The organism is Nocardia sp. (assembly GCF_025465275.1).
Taxonomy (GTDB): domain Bacteria; phylum Actinomycetota; class Actinomycetes; order Mycobacteriales; family Mycobacteriaceae; genus Nocardia.
Map to the genome: position 1 here is coordinate 1 of NZ_JAODNK010000204.1, position 26390 is coordinate 26390.

At 63.4% G+C, this 26390-nt stretch carries 27 protein-coding genes; 23 read left to right on the forward strand and 4 right to left on the reverse strand.

The genetic code is table 11. The features are described from left to right. Window positions 1-207 precede the first annotated feature (207 nt). A complete protein-coding gene (locus tag JWN03_RS41475) occupies window positions 208-375 on the reverse strand; it encodes a hypothetical protein (RefSeq protein ID WP_297627649.1) in 168 nt (55 codons plus the stop codon). A 312-nt stretch (window positions 376-687) separates the two neighbouring features. Here JWN03_RS41475 and JWN03_RS41480 point away from each other — a divergent pair, with 312 nt between their 5' ends. From JWN03_RS41480 to JWN03_RS41500, 5 genes are read left to right on the forward strand one after another with little or no spacing between them, the layout of a single operon-like run. After that, window positions 688-1851 (forward strand): acyl-CoA dehydrogenase family protein, encoded by a 1164-nt coding sequence (locus tag JWN03_RS41480; RefSeq protein WP_297627652.1) that lies wholly within the window; start codon window positions 688-690, stop codon window positions 1849-1851. Then, the gene (locus tag JWN03_RS41485; protein ID WP_297627655.1) at window positions 1844-2305 is read left to right on the forward strand and encodes a PaaI family thioesterase; all 462 of its coding nucleotides are present in this window, start codon (window positions 1844-1846) and stop codon (window positions 2303-2305) included. The genes JWN03_RS41480 and JWN03_RS41485 overlap by 8 nt, the downstream gene beginning before the upstream one ends. A gap of 45 nt (window positions 2306-2350) precedes the next feature. Beyond that, window positions 2351-3841, forward strand: a complete 1491-nt coding sequence (locus tag JWN03_RS41490) for a flavin-containing monooxygenase (protein WP_297627658.1) — start codon at window positions 2351-2353, stop codon at window positions 3839-3841. A gap of 8 nt (window positions 3842-3849) precedes the next feature. Continuing rightward, window positions 3850-4626 carry a crotonase/enoyl-CoA hydratase family protein gene (locus tag JWN03_RS41495; RefSeq protein ID WP_297627661.1) on the forward strand — a complete coding sequence of 259 codons (777 nt, stop codon included), beginning with the start codon at window positions 3850-3852 and terminating at the stop codon, window positions 4624-4626. A gap of 10 nt (window positions 4627-4636) precedes the next feature. Then, a complete protein-coding gene (locus JWN03_RS41500) occupies window positions 4637-5449 on the forward strand; it encodes an SDR family oxidoreductase (protein WP_297627665.1) in 813 nt (270 codons plus the stop codon). Between the two features lie 44 nt (window positions 5450-5493). On the opposite strand, the gene JWN03_RS41505 is transcribed toward JWN03_RS41500, so the two are convergent. After that, window positions 5494-5958, reverse strand: a complete 465-nt coding sequence (locus JWN03_RS41505; RefSeq protein WP_297627668.1) for a winged helix-turn-helix transcriptional regulator — start codon at window positions 5956-5958, stop codon at window positions 5494-5496. A gap of 88 nt (window positions 5959-6046) precedes the next feature. On the opposite strand from JWN03_RS41505, the gene JWN03_RS41510 reads away from it, so the two are divergent. Both JWN03_RS41510 and JWN03_RS41515 read left to right on the forward strand, forming a co-directional pair. Then, window positions 6047-6745 (forward strand): nitroreductase family protein, encoded by a 699-nt coding sequence (locus tag JWN03_RS41510; protein ID WP_297627671.1) that lies wholly within the window; start codon window positions 6047-6049, stop codon window positions 6743-6745. A gap of 59 nt (window positions 6746-6804) precedes the next feature. Further along, entirely contained in the window at window positions 6805-8298 is a 1494-nt protein-coding gene (locus JWN03_RS41515) for a DHA2 family efflux MFS transporter permease subunit (protein ID WP_297627674.1), read from the forward strand. Here the strand turns inward: JWN03_RS41515 and JWN03_RS41520 are convergent, their stop codons facing one another. Further along, the gene (locus tag JWN03_RS41520) at window positions 8299-9864 is read right to left on the reverse strand and encodes a helix-turn-helix transcriptional regulator (RefSeq protein ID WP_297627677.1); all 1566 of its coding nucleotides are present in this window, start codon (window positions 9862-9864) and stop codon (window positions 8299-8301) included. A gap of 1192 nt (window positions 9865-11056) precedes the next feature. On the opposite strand from JWN03_RS41520, the gene JWN03_RS41525 reads away from it, so the two are divergent. From JWN03_RS41525 to JWN03_RS41560, 8 genes are all read left to right on the forward strand, one after another. Continuing rightward, on the forward strand, window positions 11057-11227 hold the full coding sequence (locus JWN03_RS41525; RefSeq protein ID WP_297627680.1) for a DUF2613 domain-containing protein: 171 nt from the start codon (window positions 11057-11059) through the stop codon (window positions 11225-11227). A 5-nt stretch (window positions 11228-11232) separates the two neighbouring features. Then, complete coding sequence (locus JWN03_RS41530) at window positions 11233-12270, forward strand: DUF3068 domain-containing protein (RefSeq protein WP_297627683.1); 1038 nt, start codon at window positions 11233-11235, stop codon at window positions 12268-12270. 64 nt (window positions 12271-12334) lie between these two features. Next, window positions 12335-12961, forward strand: a complete 627-nt coding sequence (locus tag JWN03_RS41535; protein ID WP_297627686.1) for a malonic semialdehyde reductase — start codon at window positions 12335-12337, stop codon at window positions 12959-12961. A gap of 80 nt (window positions 12962-13041) precedes the next feature. Beyond that, window positions 13042-13713: a TetR/AcrR family transcriptional regulator gene (locus JWN03_RS41540; protein ID WP_297627742.1), complete on the forward strand. Its 672-nt coding sequence runs from the start codon at window positions 13042-13044 to the stop codon at window positions 13711-13713. 34 nt (window positions 13714-13747) lie between these two features. Beyond that, window positions 13748-14608 (forward strand): alpha/beta fold hydrolase, encoded by an 861-nt coding sequence (locus JWN03_RS41545; protein ID WP_297627689.1) that lies wholly within the window; start codon window positions 13748-13750, stop codon window positions 14606-14608. After that, the gene (locus JWN03_RS41550) at window positions 14605-15504 is read left to right on the forward strand and encodes an alpha/beta fold hydrolase (protein WP_297627692.1); all 900 of its coding nucleotides are present in this window, start codon (window positions 14605-14607) and stop codon (window positions 15502-15504) included. Before JWN03_RS41545 ends, JWN03_RS41550 begins: the two co-directional genes overlap by 4 nt. Beyond that, window positions 15501-17054 (forward strand): FAD-dependent oxidoreductase, encoded by a 1554-nt coding sequence (locus tag JWN03_RS41555; RefSeq protein WP_297627694.1) that lies wholly within the window; start codon window positions 15501-15503, stop codon window positions 17052-17054. Before JWN03_RS41550 ends, JWN03_RS41555 begins: the two co-directional genes overlap by 4 nt. Window positions 17055-17220: 166 nt before the next feature. Beyond that, complete coding sequence (locus JWN03_RS41560; protein WP_297627696.1) at window positions 17221-18345, forward strand: hydroxyneurosporene dehydrogenase; 1125 nt, start codon at window positions 17221-17223, stop codon at window positions 18343-18345. A gap of 100 nt (window positions 18346-18445) precedes the next feature. Here JWN03_RS41560 and JWN03_RS41565 read toward each other — a convergent pair whose 3' ends face one another. Then, window positions 18446-19054, reverse strand: coding sequence for a TetR/AcrR family transcriptional regulator (locus JWN03_RS41565; protein ID WP_297627698.1), 609 nt, complete (start codon window positions 19052-19054; stop codon window positions 18446-18448). Window positions 19055-19335: 281 nt separating this feature from the next. On the opposite strand from JWN03_RS41565, the gene JWN03_RS41570 reads away from it, so the two are divergent. The 8 genes from JWN03_RS41570 to JWN03_RS41605 all read left to right on the forward strand — a co-directional run bounded on the left by JWN03_RS41570 (window position 19336) and on the right by JWN03_RS41605 (window position 26192). Then, window positions 19336-19626 carry an anti-sigma-D factor RsdA gene (locus tag JWN03_RS41570; RefSeq protein ID WP_366914555.1) on the forward strand — a complete coding sequence of 97 codons (291 nt, stop codon included), beginning with the start codon at window positions 19336-19338 and terminating at the stop codon, window positions 19624-19626. Window positions 19627-19786: 160 nt separating this feature from the next. Beyond that, entirely contained in the window at window positions 19787-20578 is a 792-nt protein-coding gene (locus JWN03_RS41575) for a hypothetical protein (protein WP_297627699.1), read from the forward strand. A gap of 467 nt (window positions 20579-21045) precedes the next feature. Beyond that, complete coding sequence (locus tag JWN03_RS41580; RefSeq protein ID WP_297627702.1) at window positions 21046-21801, forward strand: hypothetical protein; 756 nt, start codon at window positions 21046-21048, stop codon at window positions 21799-21801. A gap of 217 nt (window positions 21802-22018) precedes the next feature. Then, on the forward strand, window positions 22019-22237 hold the full coding sequence (locus tag JWN03_RS41585; protein ID WP_297627705.1) for an alpha/beta fold hydrolase: 219 nt from the start codon (window positions 22019-22021) through the stop codon (window positions 22235-22237). A gap of 356 nt (window positions 22238-22593) precedes the next feature. Beyond that, entirely contained in the window at window positions 22594-23007 is a 414-nt protein-coding gene (locus JWN03_RS41590; RefSeq protein WP_297627708.1) for an alpha/beta fold hydrolase, read from the forward strand. 187 nt (window positions 23008-23194) lie between these two features. Continuing rightward, a complete protein-coding gene (locus JWN03_RS41595; RefSeq protein WP_297627711.1) occupies window positions 23195-24037 on the forward strand; it encodes an MHYT domain-containing protein in 843 nt (280 codons plus the stop codon). Window positions 24038-24174: 137 nt separating this feature from the next. Continuing rightward, window positions 24175-24852 (forward strand): response regulator transcription factor, encoded by a 678-nt coding sequence (locus JWN03_RS41600; RefSeq protein ID WP_297627745.1) that lies wholly within the window; start codon window positions 24175-24177, stop codon window positions 24850-24852. Further along, window positions 24852-26192, forward strand: a complete 1341-nt coding sequence (locus JWN03_RS41605; protein WP_297627713.1) for a sensor histidine kinase — start codon at window positions 24852-24854, stop codon at window positions 26190-26192. Before JWN03_RS41600 ends, JWN03_RS41605 begins: the two co-directional genes overlap by 1 nt. Window positions 26193-26390: the final 198 nt, after the last annotated feature.

Here is a 26390-nt window from a genome sequence, read left to right on the forward strand (position 1 = left end):
GCGTTGCGAAGGTCGGATCCCACGATAGTTCGGTGATCTTCGCATGAGCCTTCGTCAGACTTTGCCTACTCAATTGCGCCTCCTGGATCGAGAGCTAGCCGGGCGCCGGCTCTGGGAACGAGGTCCCATTCATTGCACCCGGTGATGCGCATCTCGAGCGTCTCAGTGTGAGACGGGGGTCACATCAGTGACAGCGAAGGCGTGCGGTTACAACGGTCGGACCCACGCGCGATCGGAGCGCGTCAGCGCGAACGCGGCCGCGGTAACAGCGGCGAGGAGGAGAGCCGCCAGCAGCAGGGGGAGCGCCGGGTGGTTGCCGTGCAGGACTGCCAGGGCCCCGACGAGGGCACCGAGGAACATGGCCCCAATGGCCATCGCGCGCCGGTGCTACGGACTGCTTATGCGAGTAGTTCCCTAGCGGAAAGATAGTACTGCGGCTACCCGAAGAAGCAGTTCCGCAGCTTTGCTGCTGCCGGTAGATTTATCCATATCTCACCGGTTCGTATCGGTAGAGAGATTGACGTCAAGAAGGTCCGGGGTCGTCGAGAATGATGCAGGTAATGAAACTCTGCTGTTCTGCTCGAAATGACTGACCTCGACGTCATAATTCTCTGAATCAGAGAATTCTGCGCAGTGCCGCGCAAGGGGATCAATGCCGAGTTGGCAAACAACTGGTAGGTGGCAGCGATGGAATTTGAAGAAGTGAATGCGGATCCATTTTCGACCGAAGAACGCGTGGCGCTCCGTGAAATGGTCCGGAGTTTTGCAGAGAAGGAGATCGTTCCGAATATTGATGAATGGGAGCGTATTGGATTGCTGCCGAGGGAGCTTCATGAGCGTGCCGCTGAGATTGGGCTGCTGGGTATCGAATTCGATGAATCTATCGGCGGTAGCGGGGGTGACAGTATAGATTTCTTCACAATGGCGGAGGAATTGACGTATGCGGGTCGCTCCAGCGGTCTGATCATGTCGCTTTTCGCGCACCGTATCGCGTTGGCCCCTATCGTCTCACAGGGCGGTCCTCTGCTCGTAGACCAATTCGTTCGACCGACACTTGCCGGGACCGCGATCGCGGCGTTCGCGGTCACCGAGCCGGGCGGAGGATCCGATGTTGCGGCTCTGCGGACGACGGCACGCCGGGAGGGTGATTTCTACGTCGTCAACGGAGCAAAGATCTTCATCAGCTCCGCGGTTCGAGCGGATTTCATTGTGGCCGCGGTGCGCACCGGAGGATCCGGGTACGGGGGCATCTCACTACTGGTGATACCGAGCGATACGCCCGGATTCGAGGTGGTGCGAAAACTGGACAAGATGGGGTGGGATTGTTCGGACACTGCCGATCTGGCGTTCACCGATGTACGCGTGCCGGTGGCAAATCTGATCGGTGCGGAGAACGAGGGATTTCGTATGTTGACCGAATTGTTCCTCTCCGAGCGACTTGGGCAGGCGGCTATTGCATACTCCACGGCGCAGCGCTGCCTGGACCTCGCCGAAGAATGGTGCAGGCAGCGATCCACATTCGGAAAACCTCTGATGTCTCGGCAGCTTGTACGGCACAAGATCACGGAAATGGCACATGCCGTCGATGTCGCCAGAACATATACGCGGCAAATCATCAGACGTGTTGCCGCCGGTGAAATTCTGGTACCGCAGGTGTGCATGGCAAAAAGGCAATCAACGGATGCTTGTTCGTTCGTCGCGGACGCGGCTCTTCAATTGCATGGTGGCACCGGATATATGCGTGATACCGAAATCAACCGCCACTATCGGGATGCGCGGGTGATGTCGATAGCCGGAGGAACAAACGAGATGATGTCCGAGACCGTGGCGAAATGGATGGGTTATGTCTGAGAAAGTGCAATTGGAAGTACTCCCCGCGAACACCGGCGCCGACGAGGTGACCGCCGAGCAGGTGACGGCACTCAATGCGAATGGATTCGATGGTGTGATCGGGCTGCGATACACCGAGCTGTCCGCAGACCGTGTCCGTGGTGAGTGGACGGTCGGACCGTCGTTGCACCAGGCTTACGGCGTCGTGCACGGGGGGGTGTACAGCGCCGTCGTCGAGTCGCTGGCCAGCACAGCAGCGTGGACCTGGCTCAACCGCGCCGGCACCGGCGGCGGGGTTGTCGGCGTGAACAACAACACGGACTTCCTGCGGTCGGTTACTCGAGGCACCCTCCACGCGGAAGCAACCCCCATCCATCGTGGTCGGCTCCAACAGATTTGGCAGGTCGTCATCACTGACGACAGAAGCCGATTGGTCGCGCGTGGACAGGTGCGTCTGCAGAATCTCGGCTCTTGAGCGCCTGCTGTATCTGCTCGTTATCGAAGATGAGGAACCCCTGACGTGAGCGAAGAGCGACGATCGACACCCTCGGTCGCCATCATCGGAGCCGGTTTCGGTGGCATCGGCGCCGCTATTGAATTGGAACGCAACGGAATCCATTCCTATGAGGTGTTCGAGAAGGGCGACTCCGTCGGCGGGGTCTGGCGCGAGAACACCTATCCGGGCGCAGCATGCGACGTGCCGTCGTCGATCTACTCGTACTCGTTCGAGTTGAAGGCGGACTGGTCGGCCACATGCGGGACGCAGTCGGAAATCCTTGACTACCTGAAGTATTGCGCAGCCAAGTACGGCGTTGAGCCGAAGATCCGCTACACGACGGAGGTGGTCGCGGCGACGTTCGTCGATGATCGTTGGCTCCTGGACCTCCGCAGCGGTGAGATCCGCTACTTCGACGCGCTGATCTGCGCTACAGGCCTGCTGTCCCGGCCGAAGATACCCGATCTGGACGGCATGGAAGGTTTCGCCGGAGCCATGTTCCACTCCGCGGAGTGGGACCACTCGGTGAGTCTGAAGGGCAAACGGGCCGTGGTGGTGGGAAGCGGTGCAAGTGCTGTCCAGCTGCTACCTGAGATAGTGGACGATGTCGCCGAACTCGCAGTTGTCCAGCGGTCGCCGAACTGGGTGATAAACAAACACAACAAGCCCAGGACTGCGTTCACGAAGCGACTGATGCGGAAGTTCCCCATGCTGATGCGAGCAGAACACAACCTTGAGTTTCTGACGTTCGAATCGCGCGCGCCACTGATCTACCGCAGCCTCGATGTGGTGCGGGGAATGTTCCAGGCCACGTTGCGGCGGAAGATACGGCAAGAGATCCGGGATCCCGAGTTGCGAGCCACGGTGACACCTGACTACCTGGCGTTGTGCAATCGTCCGCTGGCGTCGAGTGACTGGTACCCGGCCTTGGATCGCGCGCACGTCACCGTTCACCGGCAGGCAGTGCGCCGTGTTTCTACCGGGGGCCTCGAGCTGGCGGACGGTCGTGAGATCGAGGCCGATGTGATCATCTGGTGCACGGGCTTTTCGGCGGACGAATATCTTGCGCCGATCGATATCACCGGCCGGGACGGCCGAAAGCTGCACGCGGAGTGGAAGAGTGGGCCGGAGGCATACCTCGGCGTAGCCGTCTCCGGCTATCCGAATCTGTTCATGATCTACGGCCCGGGCACAGGGTCGAGCGTCAACTCGGTGATCTTCATGTTGGAGAAGGAAGCTCGGTATGCGCGAATTGCGTTGCAGCACATCGCATCGACCGGAGGTTGGTTGGACGTCCGCCCGGAGGTTCAGCAGGACTACAACGTCGGACGGCAGCAGCAGTTGCAGAAAACGGTGTACGCATCGGGCTGCCCGGGCTGGTACTCGAACGAGGACGGAAATGTATTCGCGGTCTGGCCGGGCTCGCACCTTGCGTATGCGCGAGCGATTCGCACCGTGGACTTCCGCGCGTACGAGCATGGCGGAATCGTCGAGCAACAATCCCTAGAGCGATAAGGACCAACATGCCGAAAATCACTGTCGAGCGTGACGGATACGTACTGCTCATCGGAATCAACAACCCTGACAAACTCAACGCGTGCGACCTCGAGATGCTGCACACGTTGTCGGAGGCATACGGAGAGCTGGAGCGGGATGACGGACTACGCTGCGGCGTTCTCTTCGCCCACGGTGACCATTTCACCAGCGGTCTGGATTTCGCCGAAGTCGGACCTGCGGTGGCGTCGGGAACGCCGCTGTACTCGGAGAAGGGTCGGGATCCCTTCCGCCTCGATGGTCCCTGGACGACGCCGATCGTCGCGGCCGTCCAAGGTATGGCAATGACACTCGCGATGGAGTTGCTGCTTGCCGCGGACATACGCATCGCGGCCAGCGATGCGCGGTTCGCCCAGCTGGAAGTGCGTCGCGGCAGCTATCCGGCGGGCGGAGCGACCTTCCGGCTGCCCCGCGAGGCAGGGTGGGGCAACGCGATGCGGTTGCTGCTGACCGGCGATGAATTCGACGCTGCGGAGGCGCTGCGGATCGGCCTGGTCCAGGAGGTCGTGGAGCCGGGGTGTCATGTCGAGCGTGCGGTCGAGCTGGCTCAGCAGATTGCGACACGGGCGACTCCGGTGGGAGTACGCGAGACATTGTTGTCGGCGCACCGCGCGTACGCCGATGGCGAGGAGGCGGCGACCGCGCAGCTGATGCCGGTCATGAGGCGACTGATGCACACCGCGGACGGTATCGAAGGTATTCGTTCGTTCATTGAACGTCGCGACGCCAACTTCGCCGGACGATAGGTAACCCATCGTGACTCATTCATTCGATTTCAGCGGCCAGGCCGTCTTCGTTGCCGGCGGTACAGACGGAATCAACCTCGGTATCGCCGACGCGTTCGCCGCAGCAGGGGCAAGTGTCGCGGTGCTGTCGCGCAATCCAGACAAAGTCGACGCGGCAGTTTCCCGGCTCCTCGAAAATGGTGGCAAAGCAATAGGATTCGCCGCCGACGTGCGCGACTACGAGGCTGTTGCCGCGGCACTGGCCGATGCCCATATGCAGGTCGGGGACATCGATATTCTCGTTTCCGGTGCGGCCGGCAACTTTCCCGCGCCGGCAATGGGGTTGTCGTCGAACGGGTTTCGTACGGTGATCGAGATCGACCTGATCGGGACCTTCAATGTATTGCGGGCGGCGTTCGAGCATCTCCGAAAGCCTGGGGCGTCAATCATCAACATCTCCGCGCCGCAGTCGTCGATCCCGATGGAGATGCAAATCCACGCCTGCTCGGCGAAAGCAGGAGTCGATATGGTCACCCGGGTCGCCGCACTGGAATGGGGCCCGCTCGGGGTCCGGGTCAACGCGGTGCTGCCCGGGCCGATCTCCGGGACGGAGGGCATGGCGCGCCTCGCGCCGACACCGGACGCGGAACATGTTGTTGCGCGGTCTATTCCGCTCGGGCGCTATGGGACGAAACAGGAGATCGCCGACTGCTGCCTTTGGCTTGCTTCGCCGATGGCGAGCTATGTCTCTGGAGCAACGATTCCGGTCGACGGCGGGTGGGCGCTGGGCGGCGCCTCGGCCGTCTACCCAGATCTTCGCAGGTTGTTCTCGGGGCAACACTGAGCGCTGTGGAACGGCAACCTGTTTCGGGGATCCGGACTGCGGCGCTAACGTTCGACCGAATCGATATTCAGGCCCGGGCCCGGCGCCGGCACGATGTCGCGGGCTGTCAGGGAACTGCCGCACGAATCGCATTCGAGCCGTACGTGCGCTTCGCCGGTGCAGTCGCGGTGCCGGTACTCCACCGGCGGGCCGTCGGGCGCCATATAGGCATCGCCCCAATCTTTGATCGCCATCAGGATGGGGTAGATGTCGTGGCCCTTCTGGGTAAGGCGATATTCCTCATGGCCGCCCTCTTTGGGTGCCTGCTTGGTCAGGATGCCGTGCTCGACAAGCCTGTTGAGGCGGTCCTGGAGTCGGCTGCGGGGGATTCCGAGCGCGCTCTGGAAGGCGTTGAAGCGGCGGATACCGGCGAAGGCGTACTTGAGGATCAGTAGCGTCCATCGGTCGCCGAAGACCACGAGCGGACGTGTGATCGAGCACGGCTCGTCTGAAAGCTCTTCGTAGCGCACAACTTCCAGATTACAGCGGTTCCAAAATGAGACTGCCGCTGCTAACATATGGTCTCGAAAGAAGACCGAAATGCAGAAGGATTCGACGATGACGCAGATCAGCGACCGTGCGGACCAGACCTCAACGTTGGAGCGGATACTGGATGACCGGTGGGCTTGCCGCCAGTTTCTGCCAGATGCCGTGCCGGGGGACACCCTCGACCGGTTGTTTCGGCTGGCCCAGCGCACACCGTCCTGGGCCAACACTCAGCCTTGGCAGGTAGTCGTCACAGAAGGCGCGGGGACCGACCGATTCCGCAAGGAACTCCTCGCCTACATCCAGGGCGGGGCCGCACCGGCCCCCGATTTTCCGTTCCCCACCGAGTACACCGGTGCATACAAGCAGCGCCGACGTGATTGCGGCGTACAGCTTTACGACAGCGTCGGCATTGTGAAGGGCGACCACGCACGGACGATGCAGCAGTTTCTTCGAAACTTCGAGCTCTTCGACGCACCCCACGTAGCAGTCGTCACCACCCAGGCCGCTCTCGGTATCTACGGCGCCCTCGACTGCGGGCTCTACATCAACAGCGTCCTACTCGGCGCGCAAAGCCTCGGCCTGGCCGCAGCGCCCCAGGCCGCCCTCGCTTCCTACTCCCCGTTTCTGCACGAATATTTCGGATTACCCGACAATCGCCGTGTGCTCGTTGGCATTTGCCTCGGATACCCCGACATCGACCACCCGATCAACTCCTTCCGCACTGCCCGCGCGGACCTCGGCGATGCCGTGACCCGGTACGCGGACTGATCCCGCGACCTCGTCAGTGACCTGGCAGGTAATCGACATCCGACCCGGAAGAGACACACGTGAATACTGAACGCAACCCCTGGCTGGCGTTGTCGGCGCTGATCATCGGTTTCTTCATGATTGTGCTGGATATGACGATCGTCGCGGTCGCCAACCCGGTGATCCTGGAACATCTACACGCCGATATCTCGCAGGTGATCTGGGTAACCAGTGCCTACCTACTCGCGTTCGCCGTCCCACTGCTGGTGAGTGGCAGGCTCGGAGATCGCTTCGGCCCCAAGAACCTCTACCTCGTGGGCCTGACCGTATTTACCGCGGCCTCGTTATGGTGCGGACTGTCGCACACGATCGGCATGCTGATTGCCGCGCGGGCCGCGCAGGGTCTCGGTGCGGCGCTTTTGACGCCGCAGACCATGGCCGTGATTACCCGGATCTTCCCCCAAGACAAGCGCGGCGCCGCCATGGGCGTGTGGGGCGCGGCCGCTGCCTTCGCCAATCTGGTCGGCCCGCTGCTAGGTGGCGTACTCGTTGACGGGTTGGGTTGGCAGTGGATCTTCATCGTGAACGTCCCGGTCGGGCTCATCGCGTTCGTACTTGCGGCCAGATTCGTGCCCAGTCTGCCGACGCACAAGCACAAGTTCGACGTCCCAGGTGTCGTCCTCAGCGGAGTCGGCATGTTTATGCTGGTCTTCGGCGTCCAAGAGGGGCACAGTCGAAACTGGGATGCGTGGATCTGGACAATGATCGTTTCCGGGCTGGTGGTGCTCGCGATCTTCGTGGTCAACCAGGCCCGCAATTCCGGCCAGCCGCTGTTACCGCTGAGTCTGTTCCGAGATCGCAACTTCGCGCTAGCCGATCTCGCCATCGCCTCGGTCGGCGCGGCGGTCGCGGCGATGATGGTGCCCTTCTATTTCTACCTGCAGGGGGTTCAAGGGCTGTCTCCGACTCGGTCAGCACTGGTGGCCGCGCCGATGGCTGTCGTCACTCTGGTGTGTGCGCCGGTCCTCGGCAAGCTCGGCGATAGGATCCACCCGCGCATTGTCCCCACGTTGGGATTCGGGTTGTTCATCATCTCGGTTGGCTGGTTCGCGATGTTGATGACCCCGAACTCCTCGATCGCCGAGTTCCTCCTGGTATCTGCGATCTTCGGAGTCGCGAACGCCGGCGTCTGGGCACCCTTGGCGGCCACCGCAACTCACAATCTCCCGCTTCACCAAGCGGGTGCTGGAGCGGGGGTCTACAACGCGATCCGTCAGGTCGGTTCGGTTCTCGGCAGCGCGGCGGTCGGCGCAGTCGTCGCTAGCCGGCTGTCCGCTCACGGGCTCGGTGGCGGGGCCGCCGAAGGAGGCTCTGGACCGTTGGTAGTTCCAGAGCCGCTGCGAGACGCCTTCAGCTCCGCGCTGCGCGAGTCGATGTACCTGCCGATCATGGTCCTTGTTATTGGTCTCATCGCATCGGCCTTGCTCATCCGGATCCCCCGAGGTGGAGACGCGGCTGAAAAAGAAGCCAGCACCAGCCCTTCCGCGGCCGAACCACTCCCGTCGACTCGATGATCAACGGAGTCTGGTAGCGACGCTGGCCAGTTCCACACGGGATTGCACACGAAGTTTCTGAAATACCTTGCGCAGGTGGAAGTTGACGGTATGTGGCGACAGCCCGACCCGGGCGGCGATTTGACGGTTGGTCAGACCGTGCGTCACCAACTCCACGATTTCAATTTCGCGATTGGTCAAGTCATCGAACGGAATGGCCCGAGCAGGTGCGGCCGGTCGCGAGCCGAACGTCGGTGCGGGTGGTGCCGGGTCGGCGGCGGGAGTCGACGGGAACGACGCCGTGGGGTTCCCCGCGAACCGAGGGGGTGTTCGCGGGCTTCTCGGCAGATCCGGACGCCGTTCCAGTTCGATCCCGTTCCGTGTGAACGCTGCGGCCACATAGCCGTTCGCCGCATCCAAGAGCTTTGTATGCGGATTTCGAAGGGCGATATCGCGGGTCGCGTGTGCGACGGTATGGGCGAAGTCGTCGTGTCCTGTGCGGAGTGCCGCCTCTGCGAGCCAGGCCGGGCGCGCCGGGTCTGTGAGAAAGAACTGGCTGTTCACGGACAGCTGCGGCCAATTCTCTATCGCCTGTTCCACGGCGCGGTCGCTGCCGGTGCGAATCTCGGTGAGGCGCAGCCGAGTACATATGAGTCTGATCGCAGCGTCGGGAAAGCAGTAGAACACGGGCTCGTCGTCGCAGATCCGCAGCCATCGGTCCGCATCGTCGTCGTCGCCGACACGGATGCCGACCTCCGCCAGGACGGACCGTGCCAACTGGCGACCGATTGTCGTCCCCCGATCGTGAGCTGTCTGCAACGACTTTGCGGCGGTTTCTCGCGCGAGGTCGAATTGGCCTGCTTCCAAAAGGAGTGTCGCGCGCACTGCGGTCGTTACCGATTGATACGCGTCCAGGCCGTGCTGGTCGATGATCAGTTCCATATCTTGCAACAGCAGTTCTGCTCGCCTGGTAGCGCGAAGGTCGATGAGCTTCTTGGCAAGTACCATCTTCGCGCACAAGAGCCAGCGGGCCGACATGTCGGCGGTGACGGTTGCGATGGCAAACTGGTTCAGCCAGAGCCCTTCTGCGAGCGAGCCGTAGTACCAACGTTGATTCGACAGGACGATCATCGCTACGGCGGTTGCAGCCTCTGCGGATTCATTCCTGTTGGGGGCCAGCGTGATTTCGGCTTGCGCGGATCCGGACTGTTCATCGACAAGAGACAGCAACAGCAGGCGCAGTGCAGTGGCCTCCCGGCGAATCTCCTTGCTCAGTCCGGGAAGCGCGAGCATATCGTCGATCATGTGCTTGGCTTCGTGCGGTTCGCCGCGAAGGAAGAGTAGATTCGCCGTGGCCCAGTAGTCCAGGATGGCTGCGGAGTCGCTCGTTCCCGCGAAAACATCGATCAGTGACAGAACGTCGCTGACCGAGTTGCCTCCGAGGTTGCTGCGATAGCTGTCGACTCCGCGTCCCGCAAGGCTTCGTATCGATTGAGCATCGTGGAGACCGTGATCCTCGATGACTTCCGGGATGTCTGACAGCTCGGCCGAAGGCCTCTGAGATGTCGAGTCGGATTGGAAAACCAAGTCACATCCCTCTGCTAGACCAAATCGCTATTTCACAGACAGCGAGTGCGGTCAGTGAATCACAGCAAACACTTGCTCGCGAGCTGAAATAGTCTGCCCTGCTGGGTATTACGTGTCGGAAGATCGGCTTGGTGACGCAATCCATGTCGCGGTCTTTGTGGGTCGGCTGTAAACTGCGTAATCCACGGCGAGCTGGGTGAGATCCCACTCCGGTCGGCCGATCAATACTCTGTCGAGGTCGAGCACGATGGGCGTGTCGGAGGGGCGGTACCACGAGATTGCCCTGCCATGCGTTGCCATGAATCACACTGTGCGATAGTGGATCTGGTAGCTGACCGTACTGTCGTTGCAGGTCGTCGTGGTGCTCGAGCCTGTTTGTCAACATTTCGGCGGGACGGCGCTCACGTAGGCCTGTGGACGTTTCCTGGGCCATCCCGTGACGAACTAGGGCAATTTCGGGGCCTGGTCGATGCGTTTCCGGCTGAAGCCGTCTCATCCCGGCCGTCGTTCGGCACTTCCCTGCGCTGGACCGCGCGTGACGTGAATTCTGATCACGCAGGGGCTGTTCGGGCCAAATACGCACCGGCACCGCCTCCGGTAGCTCCAGTCCTGATGTCAATTTGCTACCGACGGTATCGGGTACTTATGGTGAAAGATATGAGTTAAGTCACTATGGTGTCAGTCACTCTGACTGCGGAGGTACCGGATCCGTGCATTACCAGCGTATTTGTTGATTGCACTTGACGTCACACTGGAGAGCTGCGATTCTCGCTGCACCGGTATCTGATACCTACGGTAGCGAAGTGGTGTCGACGATCACCCCTCGTCGGCCGGCCAGCGCGACTCTCGGGGTCGTATTGACAAGGTCTTTTTCCATTGCTTCACAGGAGGTGGCGCCCATGACCGCAGGCGAAGTAGCCAACTCCGGGCTTTTCGGCGAAGTCGCCAGGCGTGGTCGGGATCTCGCACCACGCCGAGCTACCTGACTGTCGCGACGAAAACGATCCTGCTAGCCGGCGGTATCGGCTACCGGGGGTACGACGCCCACCCCTTCTATTGCAATGCGATCGCAGGCAATCTCCTGCCGCGCGGACTCGGCCGCCTGGCCGACAAGCCAGCCATCGCACCCTACAGGGCCGGCGCCGCGCTCGATCGCCATCTCGAAATCACCATCTGCAAGGAGAGTTCATTCATGAGAGCCCTGACGTCCGCAATTGTCGCGGCTGCAGTCGCGAGCCTATTGGCCGTGACTGTTGTAGTCGGCGGTACGACTGCCCTTCAACAGAACAGCAGGCCGAGCCCCTCGGGAACGCAAGATCCACGCAGCCCGCTCTTCGGCAACGTCGAATACGGAAACCGGTAGGCGACATGCGATCTCGTTCCGAACTGGCCGGCTCTTCGTTCATCGGACTCGGCGTCTTCTGCCTGGTCGCGGCCGCCATGCTGCCGACCTACGCTGCCCACCGCATCGCCAAGACGCCGCTGAACCTCGACATCACCATCGTGGCCACCACCGCGGCCGCGGGCAACAGTGGTGCGGAGGTGCTCGATATGGCATCGCTGCGTGGAGACGGTCCACTGCGGGTCCTTCGTGATGTTCCGCTGATCAGCCAGCAGCACGCCCTCGTTGTCGATCCGTCCGATGCGACGGTGCTGACCATCCAGGCAGCCTCTACCGTGCGGCGCGGCGATATCGAGGGTGACACGGCGCTGCTGACCGCCACGGTCGATACCGTGACCATCGACCGCCGAACCGGTCAACCTGCTGCTGGCGGTACGGGAGCTATTCAGTCTCGTGCCGGCGTTCCTGCCGAGGTAGTACCGCATACCGGGCTTCAGTACCGATTCCCCTTGGGCACCAAGAAGATCAGCTACCCGTACTTCGACACGATCTCGCGCACCAGCACCCCGATCGACTACATCGACGAAACCACCATCGACGGCGTGTGGGTGTTGCACTTCCGGCAACGGGTCGCACCTGTCGATCTGGCCGCGTCCACACCACCGACCTCACCCGCCATGACATTGCCCGCCCGGAAATGGGGCATCGCCGATGCCGACGAGCCGATAACAATGCATGAGTGGTACACCTGCGAGAGCGACCTTTGGGTCGAACCCGCCACCGGCGCCATCGTGCAGGGCCGGCAATCACCGCGGATCTACTTCGCGCGGCAGGCCGACGAACCTGGTATCTCCGTGATGAAGGCGACCCTGGCCCTCACCGCGGATAGCGTGGCGCAGCAACTACACGAAGCACGCAAGGGCATCACGCTACTTGAGGTCGGCTTCCGAGTCGTACCGATCGTGCTGCTGGTCACCGCGGTGGCCTCGGCGGCAGCAGGCGCATTTCTGCTGCGCCGCAGCCGAATACGCGCTTTCGCATCAGGACCCGCCGCAAAGAATTGAACCGATCCGAGTATCGATCCGACTGCGACGTATTCGATCGCAGAAATCAAGAAAGTGAGCACTGATGTCTGCACCATCGCCGGAAAACCTGCTGGAGCCCCTCTGCCGGCTCGACGAGGCCGGACTGGCCACCCTCTTCACCGAAGCACGCACCGCGAACAGCTTCGCCGACACTCCGGTGACCGATGAGGAGCTGCGCAATATCTGGGAGCTGGCTCGGTGGGCACCCACCCAGAGCAATATCCAGCCCCTGCGCGTGCTGTACGCCCGCACTCCGGAGGGGCGAGCCCGGGTGATGAAGCACTTGTCCGAGGGCAATCAACCCAAGAGCGACTCGGCAGCTGTTATCGCAGTCCTGGCCACCGACACGCGGTTTCACGAGCATATGCCCGAGCTGCTGCCCTTCCGTCCCGGCATCCGGGAGGTTTACGAGTCCGCCCCCGAGTGGCGGGCGACGTGTGCCGACTTCAACAGCGCGCTCCAGGCGGGCTACTTCATTCTCGCCGTCCGCGCGCTCGGTCTCGCCGCCGGGCCGATGAAGGGATTCGATGCCGCCGGGTTCGATGCGGACTTCTTTCCTGACGGACGCCTGAAGTCGACATTGGTGGTCAATATCGGGCATCCCAGCGAGCAGCCCTGGTTCCAGCGGCTTCCCCGCCTGGAACACGAGCAAGTCATCACATGGGTCTGAATCGGTAGTTCAACGGCGCGGGTAAAAAGTCTCCTCCGCCGATTCGCGACAATGTGGTCGTGAGCACTGACGAGAATCTCGTGAAGGAGTCCGACGGCCGGCGCCGTTCTCCGGGCCGGCCGCGCGTTCCGTTCGATCGGATCATTGCCGCGGCACTGCGCATTGTCGACGAGGACGGGGCCGACGCGCTATCGATGCGCACCCTTGCGCAGCGGCTCGATACCGGGACGGCCACGCTCTACCGAGCCGTGGCCAATCGCGGTGAACTTGTTGCGCACGTGGTCGATTGCGTGTTCGGCGAAATCGAGCTCGATCCCGACGCAATGCGCGGGGCTGATTGGGAGCAGGTCTGCTTGCTCGCCGGGCAGGCGATCTTCGACACGCTGAGCAGGCACCGGGGCGTGGCGCCGCTGCTGATCGGGCGGGTGCCGACCGGTCCCCATGCGATGGTCCACCGGGAGTGGTTCCTCGCGATGCTGCTCGGTAACGGCTTCTCCGGCGAGGCTGCCGCTCGCGCCTATGCCACCATCGCCCGCTATGTGCTCGGTTTCGCGATCCAGCTTCCTCGCCACGGCGCCGCAGACTCGGATGCTGCCGAGGTCAGCAGCCTGTATCACCAGCTCGACCCTGAGGCGTTCCCGGCAACTCTCGCTGTCGCCGACTCGCTGCCCACGGCGACACTCGAAGAGGAATTCGCTTTCGGGCTCCGGTTGATCGTGGCCGGACTGGCCGGTCTACGCAGGGGTGCTTGACGCTGATCACAATATCGGCAACACTGTTGCCATTATGTCGAAACGACAATCTGCCGAGGACTACATCGACGCGGACTCGCGGTTCGCGAGCGTCGAGGGTCGGAATGTGCATTACAAGCGGGCCGGGATCGGCCCGGTGCTACTGCTGCTGCACGGCAGCGGCTCGTCGCTGCAGGGATTCGATCAGGTAGTGGACCGATTGGCTTCGTCCTTCGAGGTGATCCGCCCGGATCTGCCGGGGTTCGGGCTCACAGGGCCGCGTGCCGATCGGGACTACCGCATCCGGACGTATGCGAAAACCGTTGCGGCATTCTTGGATTCACTGGATGTGCCGGCGGCTTCGATGGCAGGCAACTCACTCGGTGGCAATGTCGCGTGGAATTTCGCGCTGGACTGTCCGCAGCGGGTGCAGCGGCTGGTGTTGATCAACGCGACCGGCTATCCGGACAAGTCGTTGCCGCTGGGGTTGCGGCTGGCGCGCAACCCGGTGGCGCGGATGGTGTTGCGGCGCCTGGCTTCCCGGTCGGCGACCGAACGCAATCTGCGGTCGGCGGTCGGGCCCGGATCCACGATCGTCGACGACGCCATGGTCGACCGGGTGCACGCGATGCTGATGCGCCCGGGTAATCAGGAGGCGTTCATCGATTTCGCCAATACCGACCAGATCGATCGCAGCGAGGAGATCCCGATGATCGCGGCCCCGACGCTGGTGCTGCGCAGCGGCATGATCGACGGCCAGCACTTCGCCCGCGATATTGCCGGCAGCCGCGAATCGATCTATCACGACGGCGGCCATCTGCTGCCGGAGGAGGCTCCCGAGTGGGTTGTGGCGGCGATCCGAGACTTCCTGACCGCCGAACCGCGCCGCGCCACACCGAATGAGGAACGGCCATGAGGTATTTCGTCGCCCGCGGCGAGCATCGTCGCCTCGATTCGGCCACCCGCGATGAGCTGCGCGGCAGTTTCGCGCAATGCTCCGGCGGTGTCACCCATTACGAGCTCACCGGGCCCGCCGATGGCGAGTTGGTGGTGCTGGCGGGCGGGCTGACCATCCCGCTGTTCTACTGGGACCTGTTCGCCGAGCAATTGCACGGGCGCGGATTCCGCACCCTGGCCTACAGCGGATACGGGCGCGGTTATTCCGACCGGGTGCGAGGGGGGTACGACGAGACGCTGTTCGTTCGTCAGCTCTCGGACCTGATCGAGCAGTCGGGCGTGACCGGGCCCTGGCATGTGGTCGGGACCTCGATGGGTGCGCTGGTGGCGCTGGCCTTCGTCGAACGGCACATCGAACAGACCGCGACACTGACCGTGGTCGGGCCGGGCGGGCTGGAGTCGAAACCACCTGCCGGTGCGGAGTTGCTGCGCCACGACCGGTCGGGTGCACTGCTGGGCAAGTACCTGGGCAACCGAATGCTGCGGAATCACCTGTCGCACAACGTTCGTGACCCGCAGCGGTCCGCGGCGCTCGCGGCCATGGTGCGCGAATGCTACGAGTTCGAAGGCTCGATGTATGCACTGCTCGCCACCATCGCGGACTTCCCGCTGACCGCGCGCCAGGATCTGTTCGCGCGGGTGGGGGAGTCGCCGGTGCCGTCGATGCTGCTGTGGGGAGCGGAGGACCAGGTCACCCCGGTCGCCCGGTTCGATGAGGTCCGAAAACTACTGGCTCCCATGGAGTCCCACGTGATCGAACAGTGTGGCCATATGGCCCCGTATGAGCGGCCCGCCGAGGTTGCCGCAAAGTTCGGCGCCTTCGCCGATCGAGCCGGGCAGCGGTCGCAGCGATGAGCGCTGACATGATCGAGGTCCTTGTCGTCGGCGGCGGCCCGACCGGCACCGCGCTGGCCGTGGATCTGGTTCGCCGCGGGCTGAACGTCCGGATCGTGGACAAGGCCGCACACGGGTTCGAGGGTTCACGTGCCAAGGGCGTTCAGCCGCGCAGCCTGGAAGTGCTCTACGACCTCGGCGCCCTCGATGACATTCTGGCCGGGGGCGGCGAGTATCCGCCGCTGGGAATTCATCTGGGCCCGTTGACGATTCCGTGGCGGATGCAACAGCTGCACGAGGTGACGACCGATGTGCCCTACTCCAACACCTGGATGATTCCGCAGCACCGCACTGACGCGGCTCTGCGTGCACGACTGCAGCGGCTGGGCGGCGCAGTCGAATTCGGTTGCGAGCTGGTCGGATTCGAGCAGCACACGGATGCGGTGGTGGCGACGGTCATGGGCGAGGCAGGGCAGCAGGAGATCACCTGCCGCTACCTGGTCGGCGCCGACGGCGGGTCGAGCGCGGTACGCCGCGCGCTCGGAATCGGGTTTCTCGGATCGACCGACGAGGACGACCGGATGCTGATCGTCGACGCCTCGGTCGAAGGGCTCTCTCGCCACCGGTGGCACATGTGGCCCGGGGCGGGCGGCCGGTTCATCGGCGCGTGCCCGTTGCCGAATTCCGACCAGTTCCAGTGGATGATCCGCCTGCGCCCGGATGAGGAGCCACCGCTGGACGGCGACGCGATCACCGATCGGATCCGTGAACTCACCCGTGACAAGCGAATTCGACTGTCCGGCATCAGCTGGACGTCGGTGTTCCGCCCCAACATTCGCATGGTCGACCGATATCGTTCGGGCCGGGTGTTCCTCGCCGGGGATGCCGCCCACGTGCACACGCCCGCCGGAGCGCAAGGCCTCAACACCGGGCTGCAGGATGCCTACAACCTCGGCTGGAAACTCGGTCAGGTCCTGGCCGGGGCGCCGGACGAGCTGCTGGACACCTACGAGGCCGAGCGATTGCCGATCGCGGCCCGGGTGCTCGGGTTGTCGACGAAGAAATATCAAGGCATGTCGAAACTCGATCCCTCGAGTCTCAAACGTGGCACGGAGGAACGCCAGCTCCGGCTCAACTACCGAGGCGGGCCGCTGGCCGCGTCGACCACCGAGCGCACCGCGACGTTGTCGGTCGGTGACCGCGCCCCGGACACGAAGCTACTCGACGCGGCCGGGGGACCACTGCGACTGTTCGAGATACTGGCGGGTCCGCATTTCACCGCTCTGGCGTACGGATCCGAAGCAATGACGGGACTCGAGGGTTTGCGATGGCCGACCTCCGGTGCGTCGCTGCGGCGAGTGGCGATCGATGCGGGTGCCGACCCAACTGCCGACATCGTGTTGGCCGACATCGCCGGCGGCTTCCGCGAAATCTACGGCGTGAGTACACCAGTGGTGCTGCTGGTTCGCCCAGACGGCTACGTCGGCGCCATCGCCACCGGTGACTGTGCCGAACTCGCACAGGCGGCCGCGCAGGTATCGGCTCCCGCTATCGAGCCGGTGCTGGAATAGCGCCGAGCCGCAATTCAGCAAACTGGACGATCTGTTTCGACGCTCTGGCGTAGGTTGACTCGATACGTGTTAGCTATATCTCCTGTTGGACATTGTTGACCGAAATAGAACACGACTGTACTGTTTTGGATGAACGAGTCGTAGACCCTCATCGAAGGAGAACGTCATGCCCGCACCCGCATTGCCGCTCCACCGAGCCCGCAAGGATCTGTCCGCCGGTCTGCTGTCCGATGCCGAGCACTATCGCGCCTTGAACCTCGGGACCGACAACCGCGCACCCGCGGTTGCCGAGGACGGCATGCGCACCAGCGGCGATCCGGGCACCTGGGAGTGGTGGTATTTCGACAGTCACCTCGCCGATGGCAGCACCGTCGTGATCGTGTTCTACACCAAGGATTTCAATACCCCGTTCAAGGGGATGGGCCCGATGATCACCGTCGAGATCGATCGGCCCGACGGTACCCATATCGAGCGGGAGCTCAAATTCGACGCGGACAAATGGTCGGCGAGCGAGACCACTTGCGATGTTCGGGTCGGTGACAACTACTTCCGCGGTGACCTCGAGCATTACGAGATCAAGGTTGTCGACCAGGACCTCGACATTCAGGTCAGTATCGACCGCACCACGAATAGTTGGCGGCCCAAGACCGGCGTCATCACCTTCGGCTCCGACGACAAGTTCTTCGGCTGGGTGGTCGCGGTGCCGCAGGGGAAAGCCACTGTCGCGGTAAAGGGTTCGGAAGCGACGTTCACCGAGTCGGGTTCGTGCTATCACGACCACAACTGGGGCACCGTGATGATGCCGAAGGTGATCAACCACTGGTATTGGGGTCGCGCCGAAATCGGTCCGTACACCTTCATCGTCGCGGAGATCATCGCCGAGTCCGAGTTCGACAATGTGCCGATAGTCGTGTTCAACCTCGCGCGCGACGGTCACACCGTCGCCGACGAGGAGGAGAACGTCATCGTCTACCGCAGCTATCCGCGTGTGGGGCCGGACAGCATCAAACCGATCAGCGACCATCTCCTCTTCGAATACCAGGCGCCGGGTGCGGACGAGCGGTACGAGATCACTCTGCATCGGGAGAAGAACATCCTGGTTGCCCCCTTCCTGGAGAAGATGATCCCGAATTCCCTGCTGCGCGCCGTGGTCGGCGGTGTCACCGGTTTCGACGGCGCCTATCACCGCTTCACCGGCGAGGCTACGGTCCGGGTCTTCCGCGGCGGCAATCTGGCCGAGGAGTACTCGAGCCCGACTGCCGTATGGGAGCTGATGTACTTCGGTAAGTGAAAGGTGTTGCGGCTCAGCCGTGTCAATGAACTGGTAGCGCGGATCGGGTGCGGGACAACGATGTCCGGCACCCGATCGGCGTTCCGGGCCGCCGCGGCGCTCAGTCGAGCGGCAGATCGGGCAGGTCGGTCACCGCGATGCGCCCCGCTTCCTCGGCTGTGATGCCCAGTGCTCGCAGTAGTAGTTCGGCGGCGCTGGACCCGGCCTCGCGCCACCCTTGGTGGCCTTCCAGGACCATCCACACGGCGCTGACGACGGTGCCGATGACGAGCGAGGCGACACCCAATTCCGTTGCGCCACCGAGGGTATAGCGGCGGGCGGCGACTCCCTGTTCGATATCGTGCATCGGCGGACCGGACAGGATGCCGCGTAATGTCGTGTCGGTCATACCGAATCGGACGATGAACCTGCCCAGGGCCTGATTCTCGTGCGCGAGCCGTACGAACAGGCGCAGTCCGACGGCCAGGCGGGCGGCCGGATCGGTATCGCCGTGCCGATCCATCGCCACCCCGACGCGTGCCAGCCATTCGATGGCGAGTTCCTCGACCACCTGGTCGAACAGGCGCTCGATGGATTCGACATTGCGGTACAGCGTTCCGCGCGACACCTGTGCGGCTTCGGCGAGTTCGCTCATCGTCAGATCCAGGCTGCCGCGCTCGGCGAATAACTTGATCGCCGCGGCATTGATCCTCTTGTTGGTTGCGCGCATCTCGGACTCCAACTTGGAATTTCTCTGTCCAAAATATGCCAGTCTTGTTCAATTGTAGCTGGGAGTGTGACGTTGCGCTCGAGCCCGCTCCCCATTGACCAATTTTAAATTGACAACTGTACAATTATGGTTGAGAGAGTCGGAATATCCGCTCGAGGCTCGAGTAGCGAGGGCAGGTGAAATGTATGGCCAGGGATAGCGCGCGCGGTCGGGGCGGCTGGAAGCGACTCAGATCGCAGTACAGCTGTCCCTACGCCGAAGCATTCGGTGACATTGCGGCAGTGCGCCGTGACGACGCGCTGATCGATGCCCTCTCCGGCGGTGGGCCGGTGCAGACGGGCTCCGCGGATGACCATCAGCTCGCGGCTCTGCTGGCGAACTGGCGCGCGGAGATCCTGGAAGAGCCGATGCCGGCCGGACCGCATCTGGACGCCATCGTCGCCGCGGTCGATCAGGAGATCAGCGCCAGGCACTCGCGGATCGACGCGGGGAAGCGAAAACGCGGCGGCGGACCCCGGCCCGGCACTGGCTGTGGTTGCGATTTCCGGAACATGGGAGACGGGCAAAAGTAAATCCGCGCACACGGCCGGGCCGGGCATGCCGGCCGGTGTCACGACGGTCTGCCCGGCTCGGCGGAAGTCGCCTACGTCGACTACCCCCACCGCCCTGCCCCGGGATGGAGGGGTGATCGCCCGCCGCATGTGAAGTTGTCGAAACGCGAAGGGTGTTGCGATGGGGATCAGACCGGCGATGTTCGGCTACTTGCGCCAGGAACTGGTGGAAGGCCGGATCGACGACGTACAGCGGCATATCCGCGCCTTCGCTGACGGCGAAGGCTTCGATGTCGCCCAAATCTTCTGTGAGCGGGGTTCGCACACCGGGGCACTGTGGGCGCTGATCAGCAGTGTGGAGCAGGCGACCTCGGCCCATGTGGTGGTGCCGGCGCGCACGCACCTGGAAGGGGTGTCGAGGCCGAGGAGTGCTCTGCTGCAACGCCTTTCGCTGCTGAATGTCCAGGTTTGGCATCTGAATCTTGCCGACGACGCGGCTCGTGCGGAGGATCGGCGGCGTTCGGGCCGCACGGATGTGACCGCCAGTTCGGTAGTCGGCCAGTTCGGTTTCCCGGTGGGAGCAGCGGAACCGGTAGTCCTACTGCACGTCCATGAGTACCTGACTCGCGCCGGCCTGCGCGGGATGGTGCGGTCGGCCGAATCGGTGGTTGTGACCATTGCGCGGGAAGCGGTGGCGGCCACCCGACCGCCGGTCGCGGTGGACACCCCGATCTATAGGCAGCTGGGGGCCGAGCTGAATCAGCTCACGGTCCGGATTGTGCTGCGTAGCGACGCGCTGCTGATCCAAATCCATGAGACCCGCGAGTACGCCGACGAACCGGTCAGTACGGCTCTCGCCGGCTTCGGGGAGGCGGGGCGGGTGCCTGCCAACGGTGGCGGCACCTTCACCTGGTGCGAGTTGCCGCTGGTGGAAGGGCTTCATTCCGCTCTACACCGCCGAGAGCACCGATGAGGCGATGGTCAGTAGACAGGGGCAGAGCCGGACATGAGAAAGCTGGGGTACGCATCGTGACAATCCCGACGCGCCGGGTTTCACCGTGATGCGGGTGGAGCTGGTCCGACGGATCGACCTGTGTGGGTGTCGCGAAATGCCCGGTTCGATCCAGACCGCGTCGGCTCGGTCGGTGATGCGGTGGATCGGATGACGTGCGCGCATCGCAAGGCGTCGCCGCGCTAGGAGGCGAACGGGGTGACGAGAGCGTCCATGCGGCCTGGCATGAACTCGGCCTGCACGCCATCGCATGGACGGACCTGGTCAGCGAGGTGGCCTGTGGTCGGCCACGGGTTCCCAGGAACTGAAGCCGCGCGCAGTCTTTGCAATCAGGCACCTGCCAGATATTTTAGCTAATAACAGGCAAACTTCAATGCTTCCCCTTCGCTCGAGCCGTTCGAATCCAACCGCTCAAGGAGGACGAGTCAATGATGACCATTGCGACCAAACTCTGCGGTGCCACCGCGCTCGTGAGCGCGGGACTGCTGCTCAGCAGCGGATGTGCCGTCACCGGAACCAGCGACGCCGCACCCTCGGCATCGACGACGAGCGCACACGCGACCACCACCGCGCGGGCGGATCAGCTGCTGTTGAACTCCGCGGAGTTCCCCTCCGGTTCGAGCATGCTTGGGGTGAGCGAGAAATCGGTGGTCTCCGGGTTCAGTAATGCTTCGGGCACCTCGAACAACAATGGTGTGCAGGGCCCGCTCACCGTCAATCCGGCCGAATGCGCCAGCGCACAACAGGATCTGACCAATCTATTGCAGCAGTTGACGCAGAACGCCTCCTTCGCCGGCGCGCAGCAGGGTGACGGCACGGTGTTCACCGAGATCATCTCCAACACTGCCGCCGATTTGGCCAAAGTCTCCGATTCGGTCACCCGCTGCGGACAGATGACCCTCACGACCACGGTGCTCGGCAAACAGGTCACCACGACCACCGTGTCGACCGAGTCGCTCCCACTGCCGGATCAAACCAACGGACTCGGTGCGGTCGCCTACCGCACCACCTCCCAATCGGAGTTGAACGGTAACTCTGCGGCGACCAATTCCTACACCGGATACGCCCTCGTCGACAGCATCACCGTCGCCGTGCATGCCGAAAACCTCACTGGCACAAGCGATGAAAGCACCTTCGAAAACCTGTTCGGCACCGCGGTGCAGAAGGTCCGCGACGCCACCTGATCCACGTCTATCCGTCAACGACCGCGGCATCGGTGTCGATCTCACCGGCGGTCGCACCGTTCTGCGTTACAGCGGCGACTGCTGACCGCGAGTTACGAGCTCGGCACTTCGCCCACACCGACGTCCGAGTTGCGCCGCGGCCAGCACCATTTCTCGAATCTCGTTGCCAACCAGTCGATTCGGCGCCGTAGCGGTTCGCACACCGAGAGGATCTCCGATGACGATCACCTGGTCCGGCACACAGTTGGTCCACAAGATCGTTTCCGGCCCCGTCGGCCGTGTTCACCTCGTCGAACAAGGCCGAGGTCCGTTGGTGGTCCTGGTGCACGGCTTCCCCGAATCCTGGTATTCATGGCGTCACCAGTTGCCCGCACTCGCGGCGGCCGGGTACCGCACGATCGCCGTCGATGTGCGCAGCTACGGCCGCTCCTCATAGCCGTCCGACATCGCCGGCTACCGACTGCTCGAACTGGTCGACGAACTGGCCGTCACCGTGACGGCGCTGTGCGAGGACCAGGCCGTCATCGTCGGCCATGACTGGGGTGCGGCCATCGCCACAACCGCTACGCTCGTCCGGCCGGAGATGTTCCGAGCGGTAGCGCACCTCTCGATCCCCTATATTCCACCGACGCCGGGCCTGCCCTCGGACCCGTTCGCGCATCTCAGTGGTGGCGGCCAGCAGCACTACACGACATACTTCCGAACCCCAGGCGCCGCCGAAGCCGAGATCGAACCTGATGTGTATGGCTGGCTGCGCGGCTTCTATGCCGCGTTGGCCGGAGATACCCAACCTTGGCTCGATTCCCGTCCGCGGGTGCTTGTCACCGCAGTAGCGGCACGCTGCGCGAACGATTCCCGTCCGCGCTGCCCGCATACCTGTCGGAGGAGGACCTCGAGTTCTACAGCTTCGAGTTTGAGCGCACCGGTTTTACCGGCGCCCTCAACCGATTCCGCGCCAGCGAGGATGACTGGCGCGACCTGCGGATATACGCAGGCCAGCCGATCGCCCAGCCCTCGCTGTTCATCGGGGGAAGACTCGACGCCACCACGACGACGCTCTTGGATGCCACCAAGGCGTTCCCCGAGACGATGCCCGGTAACCGAGGTGTGCACCTGCTCGATTGCGGGCACTGGGTTCAGCAGGAACGCCCCGACGAAGTCAACAGGCTCCTTATCGAATGGCTTGCGGGCCTACCTCACCGATAGCATTCGAATGCGCCGCGCGGAGCGGACCAGCCCGCTGTCGATAATTAATCGGCTCATTCTGTGGCTGGACTCACAATGATAAGAACTCATCCATTGAGAATTCTGCTGAGTATTCGTTAAACGTCGCTTACCGTTCGGCTCGTTCAACGTCGAACCGTCATATTCAGCCTTCTGGCAAGGAGTCCGCGTGCTGAAAATCGACCAATTCACCTATGGGTGGGTCACCCCTGTACTGGCCTATCTGATGTCCGTCGTCGGCTCGTTGCTTGCGCTGCGCTGCATGGTGCGGGCCCGCAATCAGCAGGGCCACGGCGGCTGGATCGTGACGGGGGCCATCGCCCTGGGCGGCACCGGGATCTGGGTCATGCATTTCATCGCGATGCTCGGTTTTTCGGTGCAGGACACCACGATCCGCTACAACGTGCCGATCACCCTGTTCAGCGCCGCTATAGCAATGGGAGTCGTGTGGCTGGGCCTGTACATCGTGATGCGCTGGCGCGGTGAGGTTTTCGCTTTGATCACCGGCGGCACCGTCACCGGCTTGGGTGTGGCCGCGATGCACTACTCGGGCATGTGCGCCATGAAAACCGAGGCCATCGTCCGATACGACCCGTGGATCGTGTTGCTGTCCATCGTGATCGCGGTCTCCGCCGCCGTCGCCGCCCTCTGGTTCGCCTTGCGCGTCAGCAGCATCATCGCCACCATCAGCGCGGCGTTGATCATGGGCGTCGCGGTGTGCGGCATGCACTACACCGGCATGTTCGCCATGCACGCCCACGTGGCCGACAACATGCCCGCGCCCTCCGGCGCCCAAGCATCCCAACTACTGACCCCGCTGATCGTCGCGGTCAGCATGGCCACCATGCTGTTGTTTCTCCAGGTCGGCATCACCGACGTGGACGAGCCCGACCTCAGCCGTATCCGCGGCCAATACGCCAGCCGCTTCTGGCCCGCCCGCCGCTCCGGCAATCCAGCCGAGCCCGACAACCACCCCAATCCTGGAAATCATCGACATATCTCGGAAAGATAAATCTTTCTTAATAGTTTTCTCACGCTTTCACCCTGTATTGGCCTGGGGCTCGATATATAACCTTGGGATTGATTGACCGTGAGAAATGGAGAATTGTTGTGACGACCGACACGGACGGGAAGGGGCGGTATCAAGTGATGGTCGTCGACGACGACGCGAACGTGCGCGAGTCGCTGGAACGCGCGCTGATGTTGTCCGGCTTCGACATCTGCTCGGCCGGCGACGGCGCCGAGGCGATCACCGTGTGCCGCGAGCGCGACCCGGACGCGATCGTGCTGGATATACAGATGCCGAAGCTGGATGGCATCGGGGTCATCATCGCGTTGCGCGCCTTCGGCAGCACGGTGCCCATCTGTGTGCTCAGTGCCCGCAACGAGGTCGGCGACCGGATCGGCGGACTGGAGGCGGGCGCCGACGACTACCTCGTCAAACCATTTCACTTCGATGAGCTGACCGCGCGACTGCGGGCGTTGCTGCGACGCCCACGCGGTGATCGCCACACCGACCGCAACATGTTCGCCCTCGGCCGGTTGGACATCGACTTCACCAGCCGCCGGGTGCTGTGTGGCGGCGTCGAGATCGAGTTGACCCGCCGCGAATACAACGTGCTCACTGCGCTGGCGTCGAATCACGGTGCCGTACTGACTCGCGAACAACTGCTGGAAAAGGTGTGGGGATATCACTTTCCCACCAGAACAAATCTGGTGGATGTATTCATCGCCCATTTGCGCCGCAAATTGGAAGCCGATGGTGGTCCGCGGCTCATTCACACCGTGCGGGCCGCCGGGTACGTCCTGCGAGAAGAACCGCGGTAATGCGCGCGTTCTCGTTGCGGACGCGGGTGGCCGCCGCGGCGGCACTGGGGGCCTCGGTGCTGGTGGCCGCGTTCGCGGTGTCGATGTCGGTGGTGATCGCGCGTAACAACGTCGAGCACTTGGACCGCCAACTGGACACCGCCTCGGCACTGGTGGCGCTCAACGCCGACACCGCCCAACAGTTCCTGGGCCGCCTCGGCGATGCCCGCGCGTTCGCCATCACCCTGCACCGCGGGCCGGACATCCTGGCGAGCACCCCGACCCGGCTGCCGCCGCTGAGCGACGGATATCGCACCCTGCAGGTCGGCGAGATCGGCTACCGGGTCAAGACCTCGACCATCACCAACTCCGATATCGGCCCCTACTCGGTGTCGGTGGCCGCGCCCGTCGAGATGGCCCAATCCATCACCCGAGCCCAGCAGGGCCGGGTCCTGTTCGCCGGTATCGGCGCGATTGCGGTCGCGACCGGTCTGGGCTGGCTGTTCGGCGGTGCCGCGATCGCGCCGCTGGTCGAACTGAGCCAGCGCCTGGGTGACGGCACCACGACCTGGCGCCCGGTGCGCAGCGGCGTCCGCGAGGCCAACCAGCTCGCGGCCTCGATCGAGGCCATGCTCGACCGCATCGCGCAGGCCCAAGACCGGACCGCCGCCGCACTCGAGACCGCGCGGACCTTCTCCGCGCACGCCGCCCACGAGTTGCGCACGCCGCTGACCGCGATGCGCACCGACCTCGAGGTGATGTACGGCCTGGCGCTGCCCGCGACGAAACGCACCGAGATCCTCACCGATGTGCTGCGCAAACAAGCGGGCATCGAGGCGACGATTACCGCGCTGGAGTTGCTGGCGCGCGGCGAGCTCGCCCAGAGCGAGCGCCACGTCCGCGCTGATCTCATCGAAATCGCCGACCGCGCCGTCGCCGACGCCGCCCGACTCCACCCCGATATCCGCTTCCGGGTCCGCACCGCCCCTCCTCTCGAGGCGATGTGCTCGCCCACCGGGATCCGGCTGGCGCTGGACAACGCGATCACCAACGCCGTCCGCCACGGCCGCGCCACCCGCATCGATATCCGCGCCGAGCGCCGCCCCGGCCAGGTGCGACTCACCGTCGACGACGACGGCACCGGTATCCCCGAGCACGAACGCCAGGCGGTGTTCACCCGCTTCTACCGGGGAGTCGGCGCCGCACGTGACGGCTCGGGCCTGGGACTGGCGCTGGTGGCTCAGCAAGCCGAATTACACGACGGCAGCGCCTGTTTCACCGACAGCCCCCTCGGTGGTGTCCGGCTCGCACTCGATCTCGCCGACCCGGGTACCGCAGCGATCGGCGCGTCGCGACCCTGACCGATCTTTCAGAGATCGCCGATGGCGGCCGCGCGGGATCAGTTGCCACGCAAACGTTTTCGGACGTGACTTGCAAGTCCTCTCTAGCGCGGATATGACGGTCGTCATGTCGACTAGAAAATGGACAGCTGTATAATTATGGTAAGCGGGGGCCGCCGTCGACCGGAGGGACAGCGTAGTTCGCCAGTCGGTTGCTCA